Origin of the sequence: Pollutimonas subterranea, from assembly GCF_002849655.1 — a bacterium.
GTDB lineage: Bacteria > Pseudomonadota > Gammaproteobacteria > Burkholderiales > Burkholderiaceae_B > Pollutimonas > Pollutimonas subterranea.
Genome location: NZ_PDNW01000010.1, coordinates 81,624 through 102,027, shown reverse-complemented (window position 1 = coordinate 102,027; position 20,404 = coordinate 81,624). Strand labels below are relative to the sequence as shown.

Here is a 20,404-nt window from a genome sequence, read left to right as displayed (position 1 = left end):
CTCGAAAGGGAAGAGTACCGCCCGAACAATGCTCCGGAATGTAAAGGTTAGAGCACCGCGACCATGACTACTGACCCAATCAGCGACAAGCCGTCGCAGCCCGAGCGCACCGATGGCGCGCCACTACCCCCCTCTCCCGACTCATTGGAAGGACCGCGGCTGGAAAGCGCGAACACGCCGGCAACGGGCTTTAACAATGCAAAGAAAATTGCCGCATTTGCCTTGCAGCGCGCCGCCGAGAAAAAGCTCACGCAGGTCGCCGCAAGCCTGACCTTCACCACGGTACTCAGCATCGTGCCCTTGCTGGCCGTCGTACTGGCCCTCTTTACGGCTTTCCCACTGTTCGCGGAGTTCCGGGTAGCGCTGGAAAGTTTTCTGACCAGCAGCCTGATGCCGCCGTCGGTATCCGAAAACGTCATGCTGTACCTGAACCAGTTTGCCGCCAAGGCATCGGGACTCACCGCCGCGGGCACGCTGTTCCTGATCGTTACATCGGTCATGTTGTTCATGACCATCGATGAAGCCTTCAACGATATCTGGCAAGTGGAACGCCAGCGCCCGCTGCGCCAACGCATGCTGGTTTATTGGGCGATCATTTCCCTGGGTCCCATTTTGGCCGGCGGCAGCCTGTGGGCCACGTCCATACTCGCACGGGAATCACTGGGCCATGTCGACGAACTCCCGGCCGTAATCGGCTTTGCGCTTTCCTTCGTGCCGCTGATTGTCACTGGGCTGGGGTTTACCGGCCTTTTCGTTGGCGTCCCGAACCGACGCGTGTTGTGGCGCGATGCGCTGGCCGGCGGCATGGGAACCGCCATCGTGCTCGAGATAATGCGCGCGGGGTTTGCGTATTACCTGACCCAGTTTCCGTCATACACCATCGTGTACGGCGCTTTTGCCACCTTGCCGATTTTCCTGCTGTGGATTTATCTTTCCTGGCTTGCGATCCTGCTGGGTGCAACGGTAGCGGCCACCCTTCCAGCGCTGAAACAGCGTCGCTGGGAACTCCAGCATTACCCCGGCGCCCTATTCGTCGACGCCCTGCGCGTATTGCGCGTACTGTGGCAAGCACAAGGCGCTCAGCCTCCCGGTCGCAGCATGCGCTTTCTCTGTGCCCATCTGCAACTGCACCAGGATGAACTCAGCACGGTGCTGAGAGCACTGAAAAAACTGGGGTATGCGGTCGATACCGAAGGCAAGGATGCCGACCAATGGGTATTGGCCTGCGACCAGCGCGAAGCGACCATCGGACCCTTGATCGATGCGCTCCTCATCGACCGCAACCAGCCAGGCCTGGGGGCTGAGAATTTACTCCTCGATGCGCTTTCTTTATCTTTGACACATTCCGATCAAAAGCTGGAAGACCTGCTGGATGGCCATATAGCACTACCCGAAAGCACATATATGGTGCAAAATAGGTCTACCGTGGCGCACGGGGAAACACAGGAGCAAAAACATGTTGAAAGTCAGTGAAATCTTACGCGTAAAGGGCGACACCCTATACACCGCCACGCCGGAAATGCCCATCCTGCAAGCGCTCGAGACGATGAGCGAACAAGACATCGGTTCACTGGTCATCATGGAACGCGGCCAACTGGTCGGCATGCTCACCTTCCGCGAAATCATTCGCCATCTGCACGATAACCACGGCAATACCGGTACGCATACCGTGCGCAGCATCATGGACGACGCGCCCGTCAGCGTCTCGCCCAACACCAGCGCCGACGAAGTCCAGCGCCTGATGCTGGAAAAGCATGCACGCTATATGCCCGTCATGGACGGCCCCACGCTGATGGGCGTCATCTCCTTCTACGACATGGCGCAGGCCATCGTCGCGGCCCAGGCCTTCGAGAACAACATGCTCAAGGCCTATATCCGCGACTGGCCGTCCGACTCGGAAGCGGCAAGCCAATAAGCAGTGGGCGCATGGTGGCGCGCCCCGTCTCACCCCACTGCTACCAGGTCGCGCAAACGCCACAATCGCAGCCCTATATGAATCTCCAAAGCGCGTGCAGAGCCGCGCCATTCACCCAATACAATGTCCAGCGCATCGAGGCGCTGACGAAATGTATTGATGTGAATGCCCAGGGCTCGAGCAGCCGTGCGTGCGTTGTAGCCATGATCCAGGTAGGCAAGCAGGGAACGCCCCAGTTCGGCCTTTCTGGAATCGCCAGCCTGGTACAGCGGCCCCAATACCGACTGCAGGTACCCGTCGATTTCACGCGGATCCAGCCTGCCGAACAAGAACGAATACATGCTCAATTCACGTTCGCGGAATATGGCACCCCGACGTTCCAGCACATTCAGAAATTGCAGGCAGTTGCGGGTAGTCTGGAAAGACGCCGGGATCGCTGACAGATCGGTAGTGGGCTCTGAAACAACGCCGGTGAAGTCCAGACGCCGTTCGATAAAAAAGCGAACGAGCAATTCCTGCAAGGCAGGGACCAAAGCCTCGTTGACCACGAAAGCCAATGCGTCGCCCACCTCGTCGAACAGTGCGTGGAACCCATCCAGCAGACGGCGCAACTGCTGCGCAATATAGACCGCCCTGCCGGTCGGCACCTGAATGGCCAGCACACACACGGGCTGCGCCAAGTCCAGTCCGTAGGTGGAGGTCTGTAGCGCCAAGGCATTCAGATTGCTTTGCGGTTGCAATATCAGGCGGCGCAGCGCCACCGGATTGTCCGACCAAAACGTGGATTCGCGCCGTTCCTTAAGCAACAGCACGATGCTTGTCACCAGGGAGCTGCGCTCGAGAATCCGGACCGCCACCTCGTTAAGCGGCTCGTGAGTATGGATGATAAGTCCGCCGAGCAGGCCCGCACCGCCCGTGACCGCCGACACCCGGCATTCGTGTTTCTCTTCGCTGAACGCAATGACAGACCGGCCGAGGCGGCGGCTTTCGTCAAGGGCGGCATGGATCCGGTCTTCCAGGCTATGGCGGCGATCAGGGTCGGCGGTTGCTGATTCCCGGTGGGTGTATCCCGGTCCGGTGGACGTGCAGACATCCTGTTCGCCCTCGTCGCACACCACGACATGGCCTTCCAGGCGGTTTGCCACCATGTGACAGATGTCACGCAGATCTCCCCCGCGTGCGACCAAAGAAGTCAGCTGCTCGTGCACCTCGGCTGCCGCCCGGGTATCGGCCGTCTGCTTGACCAGTAAGGCATTGGCGGCGCTGGCCTGCTGCAATGCAAGTTCGGCCTGCTCGAACAGCCGTGCGTTGCCGATTGCAACGGATGCATGGGCGGCAAGCGTGGACAGTATCGACATTTCCCATGCGACGTAAGACCGGACATAGCGGTCGCCAACGAAAAGCACGCCGATGACCTGGTCCCCCGCCAACAGCGGGACGCCCAGGATCGACTGGATATTTTCATCGGTCATTGCCGAATCGATGAGACGATTATGTGTAAAACGGCTATCCGCCTCATAGTTGGACGAGGCGTACGGCGCCCGGTTGCGAGCGACAAAGCCACAAACGCCAATATCGATGCCCACACGGACCTGCTTGAATTTCGCCGAGAAGGCACCGTCGGTAGCGCGCACATAGAAATCGCCCTGCTGGTCGTCATAGATGGAGAGGTAGCCGACGTCACACCCCACCAGCTTGCGCGCGCGCTGCACGATGGCCTGCAAGACGCGATCGAGGTCGGTCAGCGCGGTGAGATCCTGTGCGGTTTCGATCACGGCCAGCAGACCGCGCTCACGCCGTTGATGCTGCTCGAAGCGCTCGCGTATGGTGATCGCCATTTCAATACTTCGGACCAGGCCTTCTTTAGCTACGCCTTCCGGCAAGGACATGATCCCGTCCCGCAGGCCCACAAGCTCCTGGCGGTCTTCGCCTTGATACAGCACACGCAGCATACGGCAATGGTAGTCATCGAAAGAGAGCACTGGCGGGCCTCGTGGTTTTTGAACATATAAGAACAAATTATGTGTGCACTTATACCATTTGTTTTCGATCTGCCACTACCTATACTGGGCGCAAACCTCGTACTCAACCTCCAACGCTGGAACGCGACCCGACATGACCCTGGATTCCCGCCTCCCCAATTTTCGCGCCCTTGATCCCACCGAGCGCCTGGACCACATTGCCGAAAAGGCGCAACTGACCGCTGATGAACGTCAGCTTCTGGCCCAGGCCGGCGCTCTGCCGCTCGATACCGCGGACGGCATGATCGAGAACGTGGTGGCCAAGTTTGAACTGCCTTACGCCATCGCCGGCTACTTCCAGGTCAACGGCAAAGACGTGCTGGTGCCTATGGCGGTGGAAGAGCCCTCGGTGGTCGCGGCCGCTTCGTACATGGCCAAGCTGGTACGTGAGAATGGTGGATTCCAGACATCCAGCACCGGGCCCATAATGCGCGCGCAAGTTCAGCTAATGAACGTTTCCGATCCCTATGGAGCCAGGCTCGCCATCCTGCAACATCGGCAGGAAATCATCGATATCGCCAACAGCCGTGACCGCGTCCTTACTGGCCTGGGCGGCGGCTGCCGGGACATCGAGGTGCACGTGTTTCCCGATACCGCACGCGGCGCCATGGTCGTCACGCACCTGATCGTGGACGTGCGCGATGCGATGGGCGCCAACACGGTCAACACCATGGCGGAAGCCGTGGCCCCACACATTGAGCAAATCACCGGGGGCCGGGTGCGCTTGCGCATCCTGTCGAATCTTGCCGACCTGCGCCTGGCGCGTGCACGCGTACAGCTGTCCGCCCAGACGCTCAACAGCAAAGACTACAGCGGGCAGGAAGTGATAGACGGCATCGTGGACGCCTACACATTCGCTGCGGTCGATCCCTATCGGGCAGCGACCCACAACAAGGGGATCATGAACGGCATCGATCCCATTATCGTCGCGACAGGCAACGACTGGCGCGCCGTCGAAGCAGGCGCACATGCCTACGCCTGTCGCCAGGGCCGCTATACGTCCTTGAGCACCTGGGAAATCGCCGGCAATGGCGACCTGGTTGGAACGCTTGAAATGCCCATGCCGGTCGGCCTCGTCGGCGGCGCCACTAAAACGCACCCGCTTGCCCGCCTCTCCTTGAAGATCATGGCCGTGACGACCGCCCAGGAACTGGCCGAGATTGCCGTGGCCGTTGGACTCGCCCAGAATATGGCGGCCTTGCGCGCCTTGTCCACCGAGGGCATCCAGCGCGGGCACATGGCCCTGCATGCGCGCAATATCGCCATCGCCGCAGGCGCCAAGGGCGCGGACGTGGACTGGGTAGTACGAGAAATGGTCGCCAGCAAAGACGTACGCGTCGACCTGGCCATTCAACTGCTGCAGCAACGCAGCGCCGCAAAAGCCTGATCCACCCGTTAGACGCGGGAACCGAACACCTTAAAAAAACCGGAGACAACACCATGAAGAAATCGCTATTCCATCTGAACGCATTCACCCTGATGCTTGCATCGGTCTTTAGCACCAACGGCCACGCGCAAGGCGCGCAAGACGTAGTGCGCATCGGCTTCATTACCGATATGTCGGGCCCGTATGCCGATACCGACGGCCCCGGAGGCGTCGAGGCGATCAGGATGGCGGTGCAGGATGCCGGTGGGCAGGTATTGGGCAAGAAAATAGAGATCCTTTCCGCGGATCACCAGAACAAACCTGAAATCGCGTCCGCGCGGGCACGGGAATGGATAGACCAGCAAGGCCTAAGCTTATTGATAGGCGGTGTGAATTCAGCAGCCGGGCTCGCCATGAATACCATCGTGGCCGATAAGAAAATTCCCTACATCAACATCGGCGCCGCCACGGCGCGGCTGACTAACGAAGACTGCACGCCATATACCGTGCACTACGAATACGACACCGTTGCGCTAGCCAAAGGCACGGGCTCGGCGGTCATCAAACAAGGGGGCAAATCATGGTACTTCCTGGTGGCCGATTACGCCTTCGGTCACTCGCTCGAAGCCGACACCGGCGCCGTCGTCAAGGCCAACGGCGGCACCGTGGTCGGCGCAGTCCGTCATCCACCGACCTCATCCGACATGTCTTCGTACATTTTGCAGGCCAAGGCATCCAAGGCCCAGGTCCTGGGCCTTGCCAATGCGGGTTCGGACACCATCAACTCCATCAAGGCAGCCAATGACTTTGGCTTGACCGACGATATGAAGCTGGTGGGCCTGCTCATGACCATCAACGACATCCATGGCCTGGGTTTGCCGGTGGCCCAAAAACTGATGATGACCGACAGCTGGTATTGGGACAGGGACGAAGCATCGCGGGCATTTGCGCAACGATTCCACAAAACGATGAACAAGATGCCCAGCACCCACCAAGTGGCCGCCTACTCCGCCACGCTGACCTACCTGAAGGCGGTCGAGGCCGCCAAGACGACCGATTCCGACCCGGTGATGAAATCGTTGAAAAGCATGAAGATAGACGATGTATATACCAAAGGCCAAATAAGAGCTGACGGACGTTACGTACACGACATGTATCTCATGCAAGTAAAAACGCCCGAAGAATCGACCAAACCCTGGGACTATATGAAGATCGTCGCCACCATTCCGGGCGACGAGGCGTTTACAAAAGTGGCCGATTCCAAATGTTCACTGCTTAAACCTTAATGTGGTGTTTGGTTAGTTCGTGCATAAACAGCGCACTGAATAGTCAGCCTTCCTCGCCGGCCCGCAGTACAAGATCGGACCATGCCCTTTCAATAAGCCTAGGGTCGTTGATGTTCAGCTGAGAATGATCGGACAGGGTACGGCGCCAATAACGCGCGCCTGCCCTACCACTCATCCATCCGAGCATTGAACGCACGATCAGGCGCAGGGGAACACCTTTCTCGATTTCGCGGCCGGCGTACTCCACCATGGCCTGGACGACTTGCGCAGGCTCAGGCACGACAACGTCCGGATCAATGGAACGCGTGATCTCCGAGAGCACGCCCGGATTGTGCCAGGCAGCACGACCGAGCATCACGCCATCAAATTGGCCCAACAGCGCTGTCGCCGCTTCCACCTCGGTAATGCCGCCGTTCAGCACGACCGTGCAATCGGGAAAATCGGCCTTGATGCGGGCGGCCATGTCATAGCGCAAAGGCGGTTTCTCGCGGTTGTCTTTGGGCGACAGGCCTTTGAGCACCGCATTGCGGGCGTGCACAATGAACACCCGGCAGCCCGTATCGTGGATCTTGCCGACAAAGTCCCGAACAAAACCGTAGGAATCGTCGTAGTCCAGTCCCAGCCTGTGCTTGACAGTAACGGGAATCGACACCGCGTCTTGCATGGCTTTCATGCCGTCGGCCACCAGCGCGGGTTCCGCCATCAGGCAGGCGCCGAAGGATCCTTTCTGGACACGTTCGGACGGGCAACCGCAATTCAGATTAATTTCGTCATAGCCCCATTGCTGGCCCAGACGCGCCGACTCAGCCAGCGCTTCGGGTTCACTACCTCCCAGCTGCAAAGCAACGGGCTCCTCGGCCGGATCGAAATCGAGATGGCGTGCCACCTTGCCGTGCAACAACGCGCCGGTAGTGATCATTTCGGTATAGAGCCGGGCGCGAGGCGCCAGCAGGCGATGGAAATACCGGCAGTGCCGGTCAGTCACATCTATCATGGGCGCGACACAGAGTCGCCAGTCGGGAACGGGGGTAGCGGACAATTCAGTCGTCACGGGAAACAGGTTTTCAACCACAAAGATCATCAATAAGCCGTATTTTGCGTCATTTTTGTGTTTCGGGCTTGCGGCCTATGAATATGCAGGCGGCCCGGCGATAAAAAGATCGCGCCGCACGAAGCCGGATCCTGGACTAAAATCACTGGCCCGGCTTTGCCGGCTTTTATTCATCCGCGGTTTACCACAAGCAGAGTTTGCAGCCCATGGCCGTTTTTACCCCTGTCAGCGACGACGATGTGCGCGCGCTTTTAACCCGTTACACCCTTGGCGAACTCGTCTCCCTGCGTGGCATCACCGCCGGCATTGAAAATACGAACTACTTTCTCACCACCACGCAGGGCGAATATGTACTCACCCTGTTCGAGGTGCTGACCCATGAGCAACTGCCGTTTTATATCGAGCTCATGCATCACCTGGCGCAGCGCCATATTCCTGTACCAGAGCCGCAGACGCTGCGCGACGGCACACGCCTGACTATCCTGCATGACAAGCCCTGCGCCATCGTCACGCGCTTGTCCGGCGGCTACGAGCCGGCGCCAAGCGCCGCGCACTGTGCGCTGGCCGGCACGACGCTGGCGCAAGCGCATCTGGCCGCCCGGGACTTCGGTATCAAGCAGCCCAACCTGCGCGGGCTTTCCTGGTGGCGGGAAACCACGCCGAAAGTGCTGCCATTCCTGAGCGGTGAACAAACTGCACTGCTGCGGGAAACGCTGGACGAACAAATCCGGTTCGCGGACACCGACGTCTATCGCGCGCTGCCATCGGGGCCGGCTCATTGCGACCTGTTTCGCGACAACGTGCTGTTTGACGGCACTTTCGAGATGCCCCGCATGGGCGGCTTCATCGATTTTTATTTTGCGGGCTGCGACACCTGGCTGTTCGACGTCGCGGTAAGCGTGAATGACTGGTGCATCGAACGCAATACGGGCGTGTTCGATACCGAAAAACTGGCCGCATGGCTTAACGCCTATGCGGCAACCAGGCCGTTTACGAACGAAGAAAAAACAGCATGGCCCATGCTGCTGCAAGCCGCAGCCTTGCGTTTCTGGGTCTCGCGCCTTTACGATTTCTATTTGCCTCGACCCGCACAAACGCTTAAACCGCATGACCCCCGGCATTTTGAACGCATACTGCATGAACGTCGCACAACTGCCGCCCTGGCGCTACCGTAGCCGGGCAAGAAGCTAAATTAAACATACGCGCGCCGTTGCGCGTTCACATCCGGCGCGTTGCGTCTCCAGGAAGTCCAAGTCATTATGCAAGCTGCCACCCTTCCCATCACATCCGGCTGGGCCTGGATACAAGATGGATTCAAGCTGTTCAAACTCCAGCCCATGGCCATGTTTTTCTGGAGCCTGATGACCGGCTTTTTCATTACCGTCAGCTACCTCATCCCCCTGTTCGGGCAAATGGCGCTGATTGCCAGCACGCCCCTGCTCACCTTTATAACGCTGTGCGCCTGTCGAAATATTGCCGCGGGGCGCCCGATGCTGCTGCCGATGTGGCTGGAGCCGCTGCGCGACAAAGCAACCCGCAAGAGCCTGTTCGGCCTGGGATTCGCCTACATGGTGTGCTGCCTGGCCGGTGGATTCCTGGCTACCCTGCCTTTCCTTGATGGATTGATGAGCGCCATCAATGCCGACGGCGCCATCAACGAGCAGGCCTTGATGCTGGCCATGCGCGGTCCTTTTCTTACCTTTGCGCTGCTGTACGTGGTGATCTCGGCGCTGTTCTGGCATGCCCCGGCCCTCATCGGTTGGCACCGCATCAAGATGACGCAAGCGCTATTCTTTTCCATGGTGGCATGCTGGCGCAATAAATGGCCTTTCCTGGCATATGGCGTAAGTTGGGCCGCCATTTTCTTCGCCATACAGATGGTCGGTTCGACCTTGAGCTCGCTGGGTATCCCCGCGGGCATGATGCAGATCCTGCTTACGCCCGTCAACATCGTGGTCGCCGCGGTCTTGTACTGCAGCTTCTATCCAGCCTACATCAGCGTGTTCGGCATCAATTATTCGACCGAGGGCGATGGCGATGCGGACAGCGACAAGGATGCAGACAACGTTCTATAGCGCTTGCATAGCCTGGATACTCCAGGCAGTAACCCGCTGGTAGCTCGACGACCGATGCGGCGCGCAGGCAGAACGCCACGCGGTTGGGCATCACAGTACCGATCTGTTTTACGGGCTTGCCGCAGCCGTTGAGGAAGACCACGTCAATCGCGTAAGCCATACCGAAAGTATGGATCGCCCGGCATGGCGACAGGTGCAAGCCGGTATGCCAGGGCAGGCATGGCAAGGCGTGCAAGCCGCGCAGGCGGGCCCAGAAACCGTCAGCCTTTCGTAAGATGAGCGGCGGCGCCGCGTTGTGGACTTGATCATGTACCCGTCGCGTAGCCGCTGCCGTCTGCAAAAGGTCCATCAGAACTCCGTGCCCATGATCTTGATGGCGATAGGAAATCCAATCACGAGAAAGGTACACGGAAAAATGCACAGCACCATGGGGAACAGCATTTTCACAGGCGCCTCCAGCGCCAGCTTTTCGGCTCTCAAGAACCGTTCCGCACGCCGCTGGTCCGATTGCGACCGCAACAAGGGTCCCAGGCTCATGCCAAGCTGATCGGCCTGCATCAAGGCCGTCACAAGGCTACGGACTGCGGAAAGCCCTGTCCGTCCTGCCAGCTCGTCCAGCGCTTGCAGCCGCGGCATGCCCGCACGCATATCGGCCAGGGCGTGGCGCAACTCGCTGCGCAGGGGGCCGTCGGGTCCATGAGACGCAGCCTGTTGCAAAGCACCTTGAAGGTTCAGGCCGGCTTCGACGCACAAAGTGGTCATGTCCAGCAAGAAAGGAAACTCACGCAGCATGAGGTTCTGTCGGCGCTGCCCCATATCGCGCAACCATAGCCGAGGCCACCACATAAGGAACAAGCCAGCCACCACGGCTAGGAGCAAGCTTTGCATCGCCGGCATATCAAGGGCTGATAGCAGGAATGCCGTCGGCGCCAGTACCGTCAAGAAAAAAACAAGACATTGCAACGCAACCACATGGTCCGCATGCCATGCCGAAGCCAGGCCCGCTATCTGGATACGGCGCCCGAGCGCCTCGCGCATCGGCCATGAGATGAATGGGCCACATAAGCGGGAGAGAACGGATATCCACGGCCAAGCCAGCTTGAACAGTACGCCGTGGGATGGTCGTGGGATATCGGTGTCTTGCGCGACCACCGGACGCGTAAAAACCCACACCACCAGGCACAGCGACACTCCCGCGGCCGCACAGCTGATCCAGAAGAACATAAGTCATACCTGAATATTGACGATGCGTCGTATAAAGAATATGCCCAGCAGCTCGAGGCCGGCAATAATGGCCAATACGATCCAGCCCATGGACGTCTGCCATAAGGCCTTCATGGACTCCGGATCAAGCTGGTTCAACACAAGGCCCAAAGCAACAGGAAGACAAGCCATTACCCAGGCTTGCATGCGCCCTTGCGACGTCAAGGCCCGTACCCGTCCCAGCAAATGCAAGCGGGCTCGCAAGGTCACGGCAATACGCTCAAGCGTTTCAGCAAGGCTGCCACCGCTTTGTGCTGCGATCTTCAATGAAGAGACCACCAGCCCCGCCCCTTCAGTGGGCACGCGCTGATAAAGATGCGCCAGCGCCTGTTCGAACGATACGCCCATGCGTTGCTCACGCAGCACCAGGCCGAACTCCTGCGTCAACGGCGCCGGAGCCTGCGCCACGATATGCCGCAAGGCTGAGTGCACGCCCGACCCCGCACGCAACGCGCCTGCGAGAGCCTGCACCAGGTCGGGCAACTGTTCATCGAAATGTTGCAGGCGTCGACGTTTCAGACGCTTGATGGTGTACTGGGGAGCCACCAGGGCAAGCGTGCCCGCAGCCACGGAAATCCATATCGAACCTGACGCTATATAGAACAGAGCGAGAACCAGCGCACAAACCACTACGTTGGCAAACCACAGCTGCGCGGGATCCAGAAAGAGGAAGAATTCACTCATGCGCAGTGTTGCTTCCTTCTTGAAAGCAGCGCGATAGCGGGCATATACCTGCACGAACGATTTCTGCAGAAACCAGCTGACTACCGCCACCAGCACGGCAATGGAGCACAGGAAGATGATTACCATGAGTTTATTTCCATCACATCAAGCTGTCGCACTCGGCCGTCGGATCGTCGAGGGAACTGAAGGAATGAATCGCGTCGCTGGCCTGCGTACGTTTGTCAAACCACTCGAAGGGTAGCCGCGCCGATCCTGTTTCATCGCGGAAGCACTCCGGGACGACACCACATCCGGAAAATACCGCGGGTGGGCCTCCCTCATAGCGAAAAAGCGCTTGCGTCTGAATCCTGCCGCTCTCGATGCCGGTGACTTCGACGATAGACGTAATAAGCCGCATGCCGGTATTCAGCCTGGCCTGCTGGACGATGATGTTGATGCTGGATGCTATGTGTTCCCGCACGGCGGCCAAGGGAATATCCATGCCAGCCATCAAAATCATGGTTTCCAGACGAGCCAGGGCATCGCGCGGACTATTGGCATGAAGAGTGGTCAGAGACCCTTCATGCCCGGTATTCATGGCGGCCAACATATCGAAAGACTCGCCGCCACGGCACTCGCCAATGACAATGCGATCCGGCCGCATCCGCAGGGCATTGCGCACCAGGTCGCGGATGTTGATTTCACCACGGCCCTCCAGGTTTGCCGGGCGGGCCTCGAGCGCCACCAGGTGCTGGTGATTGAGCCGGAGTTCTGCCGCATCTTCAATGGTGACGATGCGCTCGCCAGCCGGAATGCAATTGGACAGGATGTTCAGCAGCGTGGTCTTGCCCGACCCCGTCCCGCCGGAGACGATGATGTTCTTCCGATGCTCGACACACGCCGACAGAAAATCACGCATGGATTCATCCAGGGCGCCGACACGCAAGAGATCCTCCATGCCGGGCCTGCTATGCGGAAACTTGCGTATTGTGATGCTGGCGCCGCGCAAGGCCACGGGTGGAATCACGGCGTTGACGCGCGACCCATCCCGCAGACGCGCATCAACCATGGGGGCACTTTCATCAATCCGGCGGCCCAGCGGTGAAACAATGCGTTCGATAACGCCCAGTACAGCCTGCTCGCTGCTAAAGGCGGCCGTATGCCGGATCAGCCGGCCTCCTGTTTCGATATAGATTTCGTCATGCCGATTCACCATGATTTCCGTCACAACATGATCAGCCAGCAAGGGCTCCAACGGACCTAGCCCGACCGCCTCATCCACCACCTCCGTCAAGAGCGCTGTCCTGTCCATTGAGTCAGGCAGTTCTGTATCGTGCGCAATGATCTCGCGCAGGGCGGCTATCGCTTCGCTGCGCAAGGCGTCATCGCTCATGCTGGCAATGTCGCGGCGCCGTAGATCCAGCGCTTCGAGAAGAGCGCCATGCAGGCGCCTGCGATGACGAAGAACGGTATCCAGACCCGGTTCATTTGATGCATCAGCCGGGTTGCCACCAGCCACGGGCTGATCGGCCAGTGCTGGTCGCCGCGTGAGTGCCCGCCCGGCCGTCGCGGTAGCTTCCGAGGAATCGGAGGCCATAAGACGATCGGACTGCAATGTGTTTTCCCTCATTGGCGTTGTTGGGCAATCCTGGATCGGACCACGTAGGCGTAGCAGGCAGGGTCCGATCACAATTTCATCATCGACGGCAAGAGGACCGTACTGCGTTACGCGCTGCCCGTTGACCAGCGTACCGCTCAGCGCGCCGAAGTCCTCAAGAAACAGGCCGCCCTCGCGCCGATCTATACGCGCATGGCGCTTCGCAACCCGCCAGGCCTTCAGCCGCAAGCCACAATCGGACCCTCTGCCAATATCCAGGGGCAGCGCAGCCTTGAAGGTATCCACCGTGCCATCCTCAAATCGCAACTCCATCTCCAGCATGTTCACTCCCGAAAATCGTATTGATTGGAACCGGCACGGTCATGGGTTCCGGGCACAAGCGCTACGCCTGATCGACTGCCTTGTTGCCACTGTGAGCCCTCGCCCTCCCACGGATCCCAGTGGCTACCAGACTGAACCGGGAGCGCACCTGGCAAGCCACTGACAGGACGTACCGGTACATTGATAAGCTGCTCGCCGGGGAATGCCGAATCGAGAATTTCCTGGCCTTTGTGAACGCGGCGCATTAAATCGGGATGGTCCGGTGCCACGACGACCGGGGTGACAAATATGGCGAGTTCAGTTTCGTTACGCTGATAACGAATCGACTTGAACAAGCGGCCCAGAATAGGAACATCGCCCAGCCCGGGCATCTTGTCGACGTTGCGTGATTCATCACGCGACAGGAATCCCGCGAGTACTAGGGTCTGGCCCGACCGCACGTTGAATTCGGTGGCAGCCCGTCGTGTTTTCAGCGATGGGCCATTAGGCACGGAAATGGACGTGTCGACGGAACTGACTTCAACTTCAATACGCGAACGCACCGCACCGTTGCGTTCGATTTGCGGCGTTATCCTGAGCGAGACCCCATAAGGCTTGAACACCGTGTTCGTGTTTCCGTTTTTATCCACGGTGGAATACGGCACCTCGCCTCCGGCAAGGAATTCCGCAGTGGCCCCACTGCGGGCAAGCAATTGCGGCTGGGCCAGCACGACGGCCTCGCCGGTTTGCGCCATGGCGTTGATGCGCGCCGACAATAATGCATTGATACCAAAATACCCGGCGGCGACCGTGGCAGGAAATGGAATCGGTGCCGCCGGCAGCCCTGGGCGGTCGGTGAAGCGCCGGGAACCGCCATCCCATGAAAGCCCCGCGTTGATGCCGCCATCGGCTGCGGTATTCCAACGCACCCCGAGCTCTTGCAGTTGCATGCGGGGAACTTCGACGACCTGGACATCAAGCAAGACCATGCGGTCCCAACCTACCTGGCTGGTGAAGTCCAGCAGTTGCGGATAGCGTTTTCCGAGTTCGGCCACCCGCTCGCGGTCGCTATCGGACAGGTCGTCACCTTCAACCATCAGCTTGTCCCCGACAACTGATACCTTTGCCTCGGGAATCCGTTCCAGAGCGCTACGAAGTTCATCCTGCACCTGGCGCGCCCCTTCTGGAGCCACGTCGACCTGATACCGATGGCGCTGCCCGTTAGAAGACCATATCTGCAGGGCACTGGACCCCTCGTGGCGCGCAAAAACGATGACCTCCTTTTCTTCGGTGGTTACGGCGTTCAAGACATGACCGTCTCCGACCGCAATGCGCGCCACGTCCGGGATCCCCAGCACTTTGACCTCGCCGACCTGCAACTTCAGCAGCGTATCCTGACGGGCGGCCAGACTGGCTGGCGCCGCTATAAGCAACACGACAAGGACGCCACGACAAAGGTTGAGCATCATTGCTGACACCTTATTCGGCTGGCGCATCGAACTGCGACACAGGGCCAGCGGCCACATCGTAGACGCGCGAGCCGTCGTTAGCCTCGGCGACCGATTGCATCCAGGCGCTGACCAGTTCCGGCGCATACGGCAAGTCAAACAGTCCACTATTCTGGCGGGGCGGCGACAAGCCGGGCACAAGCCCAGGTACGTTCGTGACAGCCTTGTTGCCATAGATGACCGGAATCTTCTTACGGACCGCAGGCGGCGGCGCCGTGTCAATTTCCAATAGACTCGCCAGGTCGCCGCGCACCGCCTTTTGGGTGGAGACGCTATCGGTTGGATGGCGAAGCACGGCAGTTATGGTGCCGCTTTGCCGAGCCGCGACCAGCTTTACCGCATCTTCGGGAGCCGCATCGAGCGTAACCGTCGCATAAGCACCCTGGCGCAGTTGCGCGGCATCGTGCACCTGTTGAGTATTGGTGCCCGTTGCCAATACCAGAACGCCCTGCAATAGCGGTGCGGTAACGCGACGTCGCCGATACTCGAACGAGACATACAGGTCGATAAGGTCGCCGGGCTGCAGCAATCCGGACACAGAATTGATGGCGTCCACCGGCATCGTAATGGCCCTGCGGCCCGTCGCCAGATGAGACGAGAAGGCAGTTTGCTGCTGTGCCATTGCATGAGCGGGAAGGACAAGATCGCCGCCGCGCAAGGGAGAACGCAGTACGGTGCCGTTCAGCTCGCCATGGCGTTCCGGAGGAATGCTGTCGCTGGACGCCACCGACGCCGGCAAGGACCGCACAGCAAGATGTTCCGAGCCCAGGCGCGTGCCGACGGGAAGGTCGTGGGCTGCCACGACGCGACTCACCATAGGCACCCGGGCCTGGGCCTCGAGCAGTTGCACGCGGCTTTGTATATGCTGGCGTGCCGCCCAGGCGGCACAGAGCCCAGCGACGAGCGCCAATAACAGCATCGCCATGGAACGGTTAAAGACGGGTGCCCTCATTGGATATCCTTTTTACGATGACTTATTCAACGTAGTGAACGAATAGCGAAGTTCCTGCCATGCTGGCTTGCGGAAACAGCATCAGCCGCGCATCCCCTCGGCGCCAGGCACTGGAGCCACGCGCTGTAAGAGCCGGTTCGCTGGCCCACCCTTCCCCGCGCAAGCCACGTTCCACATAGGCGAAAAGCTCATCAGGATCAAGCGCAATGCTGTATACCTGTTGGGTTACGGTATGGGGCTTTGCATCCGATTTCAGACTGAACTTTCTTGTGGCACTGGGAGGCAACCATCGGAACGAGCCGACTATGCCCGTGTCCGCCGTGTTCGAACCAGCTGCTTCGACATGCAGTGCCGACACGTAGCCGCGGGATCCTGGTGGAGCCGGCTCGATTTCAGCGAGCCAGTGCCACCCGGGTTGCAATCCCGACAATACGATTTTATTTTTCAGCGTTAGAACACGCTGGAAGATATCGGTATGCGCAGCCAACGTTCGGGCGGATTCAACAGCAGGCAGATCCGACGCAAAGGACTTTACATAGGACGGCATCCCGGACAATTGCATTGCCTGGTAGCGCTCCCATTGGAATTGTTTGACGGCCAGCGTGGCAAGACGCGCTTCCACTTCGTGACCCGTAGCGACCAGCGGCGTTGCGCAAGCCTGACCGGACAGAACGACAAGACTCATGCACTTGATCGCGAAAACACAACGCAGGCCGATTCTATTCATGTACCAAGCTCCCCAGATGTGTATCGGGCACCTGACCGGCCCAAGGCGCCAGCCAATCGAAGTTCGGTTCCGGGCGATTCCACGCCGCATCCACCGCCGACATGGCGCCAGCTATATTTGCACCCAGCGCATACGATGCACTGGCGCTTTGGCTCCATGCAAGGGCGGAATCCGCCACCACCTGTTGAGCCGCAGTGTCGCTGGATGCATGACCCGCGCCGGTCAGAATGGCCGTATGACGCCGCAAAGCGAGTTGCTGGTGATCGAAGTAACTCAGGCCGGTGACAGAGGTGGGTTCCACCGCCCGAACTGGTCTGGATCGAGGCGCAACGGTAATAGTGCTGGCCAATATGCCGGTGTCTTCAATATGCCACTGCCGGCGCAAGATGCCCGCATTGCCAGATGTTCTTCCCGCCTGCGCCGGCGCAGCAAGCACAGTCTGGCGTTCTATATGCAACGCAACCTCATCGAGTTTCGGACTCAGCAGGCGGTCGCCACGACGATCAGACCACTGATGGGCGGGACCCGAAAAGTAATGTCGCCGCATATCCGCTTCCATATGGGCACCGGGATCACGGCTTAACGCAAAAGCCACGTATCTGCTCGCATGCGTCGCCTGGAGCGCCATGTCCTGCAGACGTCCCAGCCAAGCCACACCGACCCACAAAGACAGCAATACCAGCAGAACGATCAGACCTTCTACCAACGCCTGCCCCTGTTGGGCCACAGGCCTATGCCCCACTGACCTTTGCCATTGAGACGATGTCGTCGACGGACATCCAGGCCCGGAAGTTAAGAACCGCATCATGGCGTTGTGTCGCTGATTTGAGTAGCGGCATGCGCTGCAAGCCGGGCCTGCCAATAGGGATGAAACAAGTTGGCATACTCGTGCCTGCCGTCCGGGCGGGCATGAGGCCTATCAAAAAATGTCTCGGCGGCGCTCTGTGTTGTAATCGTCAAACCCTGAGGACCCGGATGACGAAGCGTTATACCAAACAGCAAAGCCACATCGACGCCTTGCCGGCTAACGTCAATGTAATCAGGCAGGCCGCCACCCGCCCAACGTTGCCGATTCGCCGACGCCCTGGAGTTGGCTAGTGGGTTATCGCTGCCGGATACGATGTCCCAGTCGGTGGCTTCCTTTACCCAGCGCCAGAAGTCCTGAGACGAAAAGTCGGCCGGCGCGTCGCCCACATGAGTGTCGGTCATGACTGGAAGTGCCGCGCTGGGTATCCAGCCCCACCCCATCGCGTATTCGCGGTAGTAGCAGCCTATCCATTTGTTGGACCGCAAGGCATGGTAGGACTGTGTATCGATGGACTGCCAACGTCCGGAAGCGTCGAGCTCCGTGCGACCGCGCCGACGTAGCTCATGTCTTAGGTGTGGGCACCGGACATCGACGGACCATGGATTTGACGCGGTATGGTCACGCGGCGACAGGAAACGATATACCCGCGCTACATCTTCAACGAATGAATGAAGCCGCTGCCGACCGGAATACTGTTGCACGTAGCCAGGCCAGTTATCGTGATCGACAGTAAGGTCAAAGCCACGATCAACAGGAAAGTCGGGATAATTGCGGGCCAGAACGGATTGCATGGCGGTCGCACGCGCTTGCGGCAGACTGTTCGCAACGTCGTCCTGTACCGTGGTAAGCACCGTTCGAACGACTTCATCGTGATCGGCATAGGCGCGTGCCAATTCCCCGTGCGAACCGGCACGCGCGTCGAAACCGACGGCTTTTCTTGCAGCGAGGTAAGCCGCCCCATGATCCCCGCCGAACATCATCGAAATAAGGTAAGCCGGTGGATTGCCGCTGGCCAACTGACGCGCCTCGGTTCCACCCAGCGATGCCCATGACCCTAGGGTTACCAAGTGCGCCATGGCAAGTTGGTGCCCAACCTGCGCGCGGTTGATATAGGCCATGAAATTCATGCCACGTGCCTGCGTCAACGCCCCGCTATAGGCTGCGGCGTCGAGCGCGTGCAACTGCCGTGCCTTGGCAGCCACCACTTGACCGGTGGCGAAATACCGGACGAACACTACGATGGCCACCCCCGCGAGCACCATACCCAGCACCAAGGCTTGTCCTTGCTGCGCAGCAGCCGATGAGGATATGCCCATTGATTTCATTGGGTCCCCGCATTACCGGTAAACGACTTCAAGGTCTTGGCAGCCGTTTGTGCGGCAGCCGCTTCAGCGGCCGTTTGCGCCATGCGCGATTGCTCGGAACCGTCTTCTCCGGCAAGCTCCTTGGCCATGGCTGCCGTTTGCGAACGAACGACCTGGCCGAATAATTGATACACCGCGATGGCGGCCACGGCGACCAGCGCGACCACAATGATGTATTCGGTCATGCCTTGACCAGCTTGCCTGCGTTGTCGTTTCTGCACGGTGCTCTCCTGACACATTTCCAGGATTTCAGTGTGCGCGCAGGCCGGTTCGCAAACAATTCGGGAATGCCGAATTGGGCAAATAAAGCGCTGGCTGGCCGGCGTCAGTGCATCTGCGTACGGTACGCCTCTCCTGCGCTACCATTGCCAACGCGGATAGGATTACGGTACGTCGTTAATATCTTCGCCTGCGTCGGTACCATGCGTGCCCGCAAGATGTGCGGGGTGAACCGGCTCGCCACCTACCGGCACCGTACGCCCCAGAAATGCGATCACCGAGGTGCCGAAAATGTCGTTGCGGTCCCCCGCCACCATATGGCCGGCGTTGGTTACATTGATGTATTCACAGTGAGGGCAAAGCGCCAGAAACTGCTCGGCTCCTTCTTCGCTAAGCACATCGGACAGGCCGCCGCGCACCAGCAAGCTCGGCAAGGCAAGCCGCCGTGCGCATGCCTCCAGGCGCTGCTGGCGCCGTTCCAGATCCCGCTTGCCGACACGAATACGGGGATCCCAGTGCCAGTGGTATTTGCCGTCGGCGCCCAGACGCACGTTCTTCACGAGGCCATCGAGATTTTTAGGACGCGCACGTTGAGGCTGATAGTTGCTGATGGCCTGAGCAACCTCTTCCAGCGAATCGAAACCCTCGGGCTTTTGCGCCATGAAGGCCTGTATCTTGTCGACGCCCTCTGGCTCGATGCGCGGTGCGATATCCACCATGATCAAGGCAGTGGCGTCAACATGGCCTTCACCAACGGCCACCAGGCTAGTGCCGCCGCCCATGGAGGCGCCTACCAAAACCGGGCGACGCTTGCCCAGGGCTTCGATAACGCATTCCAGGTCGCGCACCATCACGTCTTGTCCATACAATCCGTCGCTCGCCCAATCCGAATCGCCATGGCCGCGCGCATCGAACGCAACAGCATAATATCCTGCTGCGCCGAGCAATTCACCGGTGCCTCCCCAGGCATGGCGGGTTTGCCCCCCCGCCGTGTTGCAACACCACCAAGGGGCCATCGGGATCTCCCCAAGCGTCGCCCGCGATGCGGATACCGCCTGCGCCTCGCCAAATATGCATAGGGTCAGGGGTGCCTGGAAGTCGTGTGCCAGCTGTCATCGAATTGTTCCTTTTCTACTCTTTCGGAGTTGTATCGTTGAGCATATGCTTCTCTCCCGGTGCGAAAACGCGCTGCCGCCTCTTGGTGCTGCCATAGGCCAACACCAAGACGATATCATCGAAAGAATCATACTCGTGTATGCACGAATGCC

Annotated in this window: 19 protein-coding genes; 6 read left to right on the top strand and 13 right to left on the bottom strand. The window is 59.4% G+C overall.

What is annotated here, in order from left to right:
• Positions 1-63 precede the first annotated feature (63 nt).
• Both CR159_RS12870 and CR159_RS12865 read left to right on the top strand, forming a co-directional pair.
• Positions 64-1,473 carry a YihY family inner membrane protein gene (locus tag CR159_RS12870; protein ID WP_102074362.1) on the top strand — a complete coding sequence of 470 codons (1,410 nt, stop codon included), beginning with the start codon at positions 64-66 and terminating at the stop codon, positions 1,471-1,473.
• On the top strand, positions 1,457-1,915 hold the full coding sequence (locus tag CR159_RS12865) for a CBS domain-containing protein (RefSeq protein ID WP_102074361.1): 459 nt from the start codon (positions 1,457-1,459) through the stop codon (positions 1,913-1,915). Before CR159_RS12870 ends, CR159_RS12865 begins: the two co-directional genes overlap by 17 nt.
• 29 nt (positions 1,916-1,944) lie before the next feature.
• Here the strand turns inward: CR159_RS12865 and CR159_RS12860 are convergent, their stop codons facing one another.
• Positions 1,945-3,897, bottom strand: coding sequence for a helix-turn-helix domain-containing protein (locus CR159_RS12860; RefSeq protein WP_143705463.1), 1,953 nt, complete (start codon positions 3,895-3,897; stop codon positions 1,945-1,947).
• A gap of 133 nt (positions 3,898-4,030) precedes the next feature.
• Here CR159_RS12860 and CR159_RS12855 point away from each other — a divergent pair, with 133 nt between their 5' ends.
• Positions 4,031-5,323, top strand: coding sequence for a hydroxymethylglutaryl-CoA reductase, degradative (locus CR159_RS12855; protein ID WP_102074359.1), 1,293 nt, complete (start codon positions 4,031-4,033; stop codon positions 5,321-5,323).
• A gap of 92 nt (positions 5,324-5,415) precedes the next feature.
• Entirely contained in the window at positions 5,416-6,588 is a 1,173-nt protein-coding gene (locus CR159_RS12850; protein ID WP_233208309.1) for an ABC transporter substrate-binding protein, read from the top strand.
• Between the two features lie 43 nt (positions 6,589-6,631).
• Here the strand turns inward: CR159_RS12850 and dusA are convergent, their stop codons facing one another.
• On the bottom strand, positions 6,632-7,669 hold the full coding sequence (gene dusA / locus CR159_RS12845; RefSeq protein WP_102074357.1) for a tRNA dihydrouridine(20/20a) synthase DusA: 1,038 nt from the start codon (positions 7,667-7,669) through the stop codon (positions 6,632-6,634).
• 176 nt (positions 7,670-7,845) lie between these two features.
• Between dusA and CR159_RS12840 the strand changes: the two genes are divergently transcribed.
• Together CR159_RS12840 and CR159_RS12835 are read left to right on the top strand one after the other, a co-directional pair.
• Positions 7,846-8,814: a homoserine kinase gene (locus CR159_RS12840; protein ID WP_102074356.1), complete on the top strand. Its 969-nt coding sequence runs from the start codon at positions 7,846-7,848 to the stop codon at positions 8,812-8,814.
• An 84-nt stretch (positions 8,815-8,898) separates the two neighbouring features.
• Entirely contained in the window at positions 8,899-9,714 is an 816-nt protein-coding gene (locus CR159_RS12835) for a BPSS1780 family membrane protein (protein WP_102074355.1), read from the top strand.
• Here CR159_RS12835 and CR159_RS22345 read toward each other — a convergent pair.
• From CR159_RS22345 to CR159_RS12780, 11 genes are all read right to left on the bottom strand, one after another.
• Entirely contained in the window at positions 9,650-10,063 is a 414-nt protein-coding gene (locus CR159_RS22345; protein WP_102074354.1) for a DUF192 domain-containing protein, read from the bottom strand. The two genes, CR159_RS12835 and CR159_RS22345, sit on opposite strands and share 65 nt — an antisense overlap.
• On the bottom strand, positions 10,063-10,938 hold the full coding sequence (locus tag CR159_RS12825; RefSeq protein WP_102074353.1) for a type II secretion system F family protein: 876 nt from the start codon (positions 10,936-10,938) through the stop codon (positions 10,063-10,065). The genes CR159_RS22345 and CR159_RS12825 overlap by 1 nt, the downstream gene beginning before the upstream one ends.
• 3 nt (positions 10,939-10,941) lie before the next feature.
• Positions 10,942-11,787: a type II secretion system F family protein gene (locus CR159_RS12820; protein ID WP_102074352.1), complete on the bottom strand. Its 846-nt coding sequence runs from the start codon at positions 11,785-11,787 to the stop codon at positions 10,942-10,944.
• Positions 11,788-11,800: 13 nt separating this feature from the next.
• Positions 11,801-13,579 carry a TadA family conjugal transfer-associated ATPase gene (locus tag CR159_RS12815; RefSeq protein WP_102074351.1) on the bottom strand — a complete coding sequence of 593 codons (1,779 nt, stop codon included), beginning with the start codon at positions 13,577-13,579 and terminating at the stop codon, positions 11,801-11,803.
• A gap of 2 nt (positions 13,580-13,581) precedes the next feature.
• Complete coding sequence (locus CR159_RS12810; protein ID WP_233208303.1) at positions 13,582-15,027, bottom strand: type II and III secretion system protein family protein; 1,446 nt, start codon at positions 15,025-15,027, stop codon at positions 13,582-13,584.
• A 10-nt stretch (positions 15,028-15,037) separates the two neighbouring features.
• On the bottom strand, positions 15,038-16,018 hold the full coding sequence (cpaB, locus tag CR159_RS12805) for a Flp pilus assembly protein CpaB (RefSeq protein WP_102074350.1): 981 nt from the start codon (positions 16,016-16,018) through the stop codon (positions 15,038-15,040).
• A 22-nt stretch (positions 16,019-16,040) separates the two neighbouring features.
• The gene (locus tag CR159_RS12800) at positions 16,041-16,745 is read right to left on the bottom strand and encodes a hypothetical protein (protein ID WP_102074349.1); all 705 of its coding nucleotides are present in this window, start codon (positions 16,743-16,745) and stop codon (positions 16,041-16,043) included.
• On the bottom strand, positions 16,738-17,472 hold the full coding sequence (locus tag CR159_RS12795) for a hypothetical protein (protein ID WP_102074348.1): 735 nt from the start codon (positions 17,470-17,472) through the stop codon (positions 16,738-16,740). The genes CR159_RS12800 and CR159_RS12795 overlap by 8 nt, the downstream gene beginning before the upstream one ends.
• A gap of 77 nt (positions 17,473-17,549) precedes the next feature.
• Positions 17,550-18,869, bottom strand: coding sequence for a hypothetical protein (locus tag CR159_RS12790; RefSeq protein WP_199173316.1), 1,320 nt, complete (start codon positions 18,867-18,869; stop codon positions 17,550-17,552).
• A 5-nt stretch (positions 18,870-18,874) separates the two neighbouring features.
• Positions 18,875-19,156: a hypothetical protein gene (locus CR159_RS12785; RefSeq protein WP_102074346.1), complete on the bottom strand. Its 282-nt coding sequence runs from the start codon at positions 19,154-19,156 to the stop codon at positions 18,875-18,877.
• 144 nt (positions 19,157-19,300) lie between these two features.
• Positions 19,301-20,152, bottom strand: a complete 852-nt coding sequence (locus CR159_RS12780; RefSeq protein WP_233208302.1) for an alpha/beta fold hydrolase — start codon at positions 20,150-20,152, stop codon at positions 19,301-19,303.
• Between the last annotated feature and the right edge of the window lie 252 nt (positions 20,153-20,404).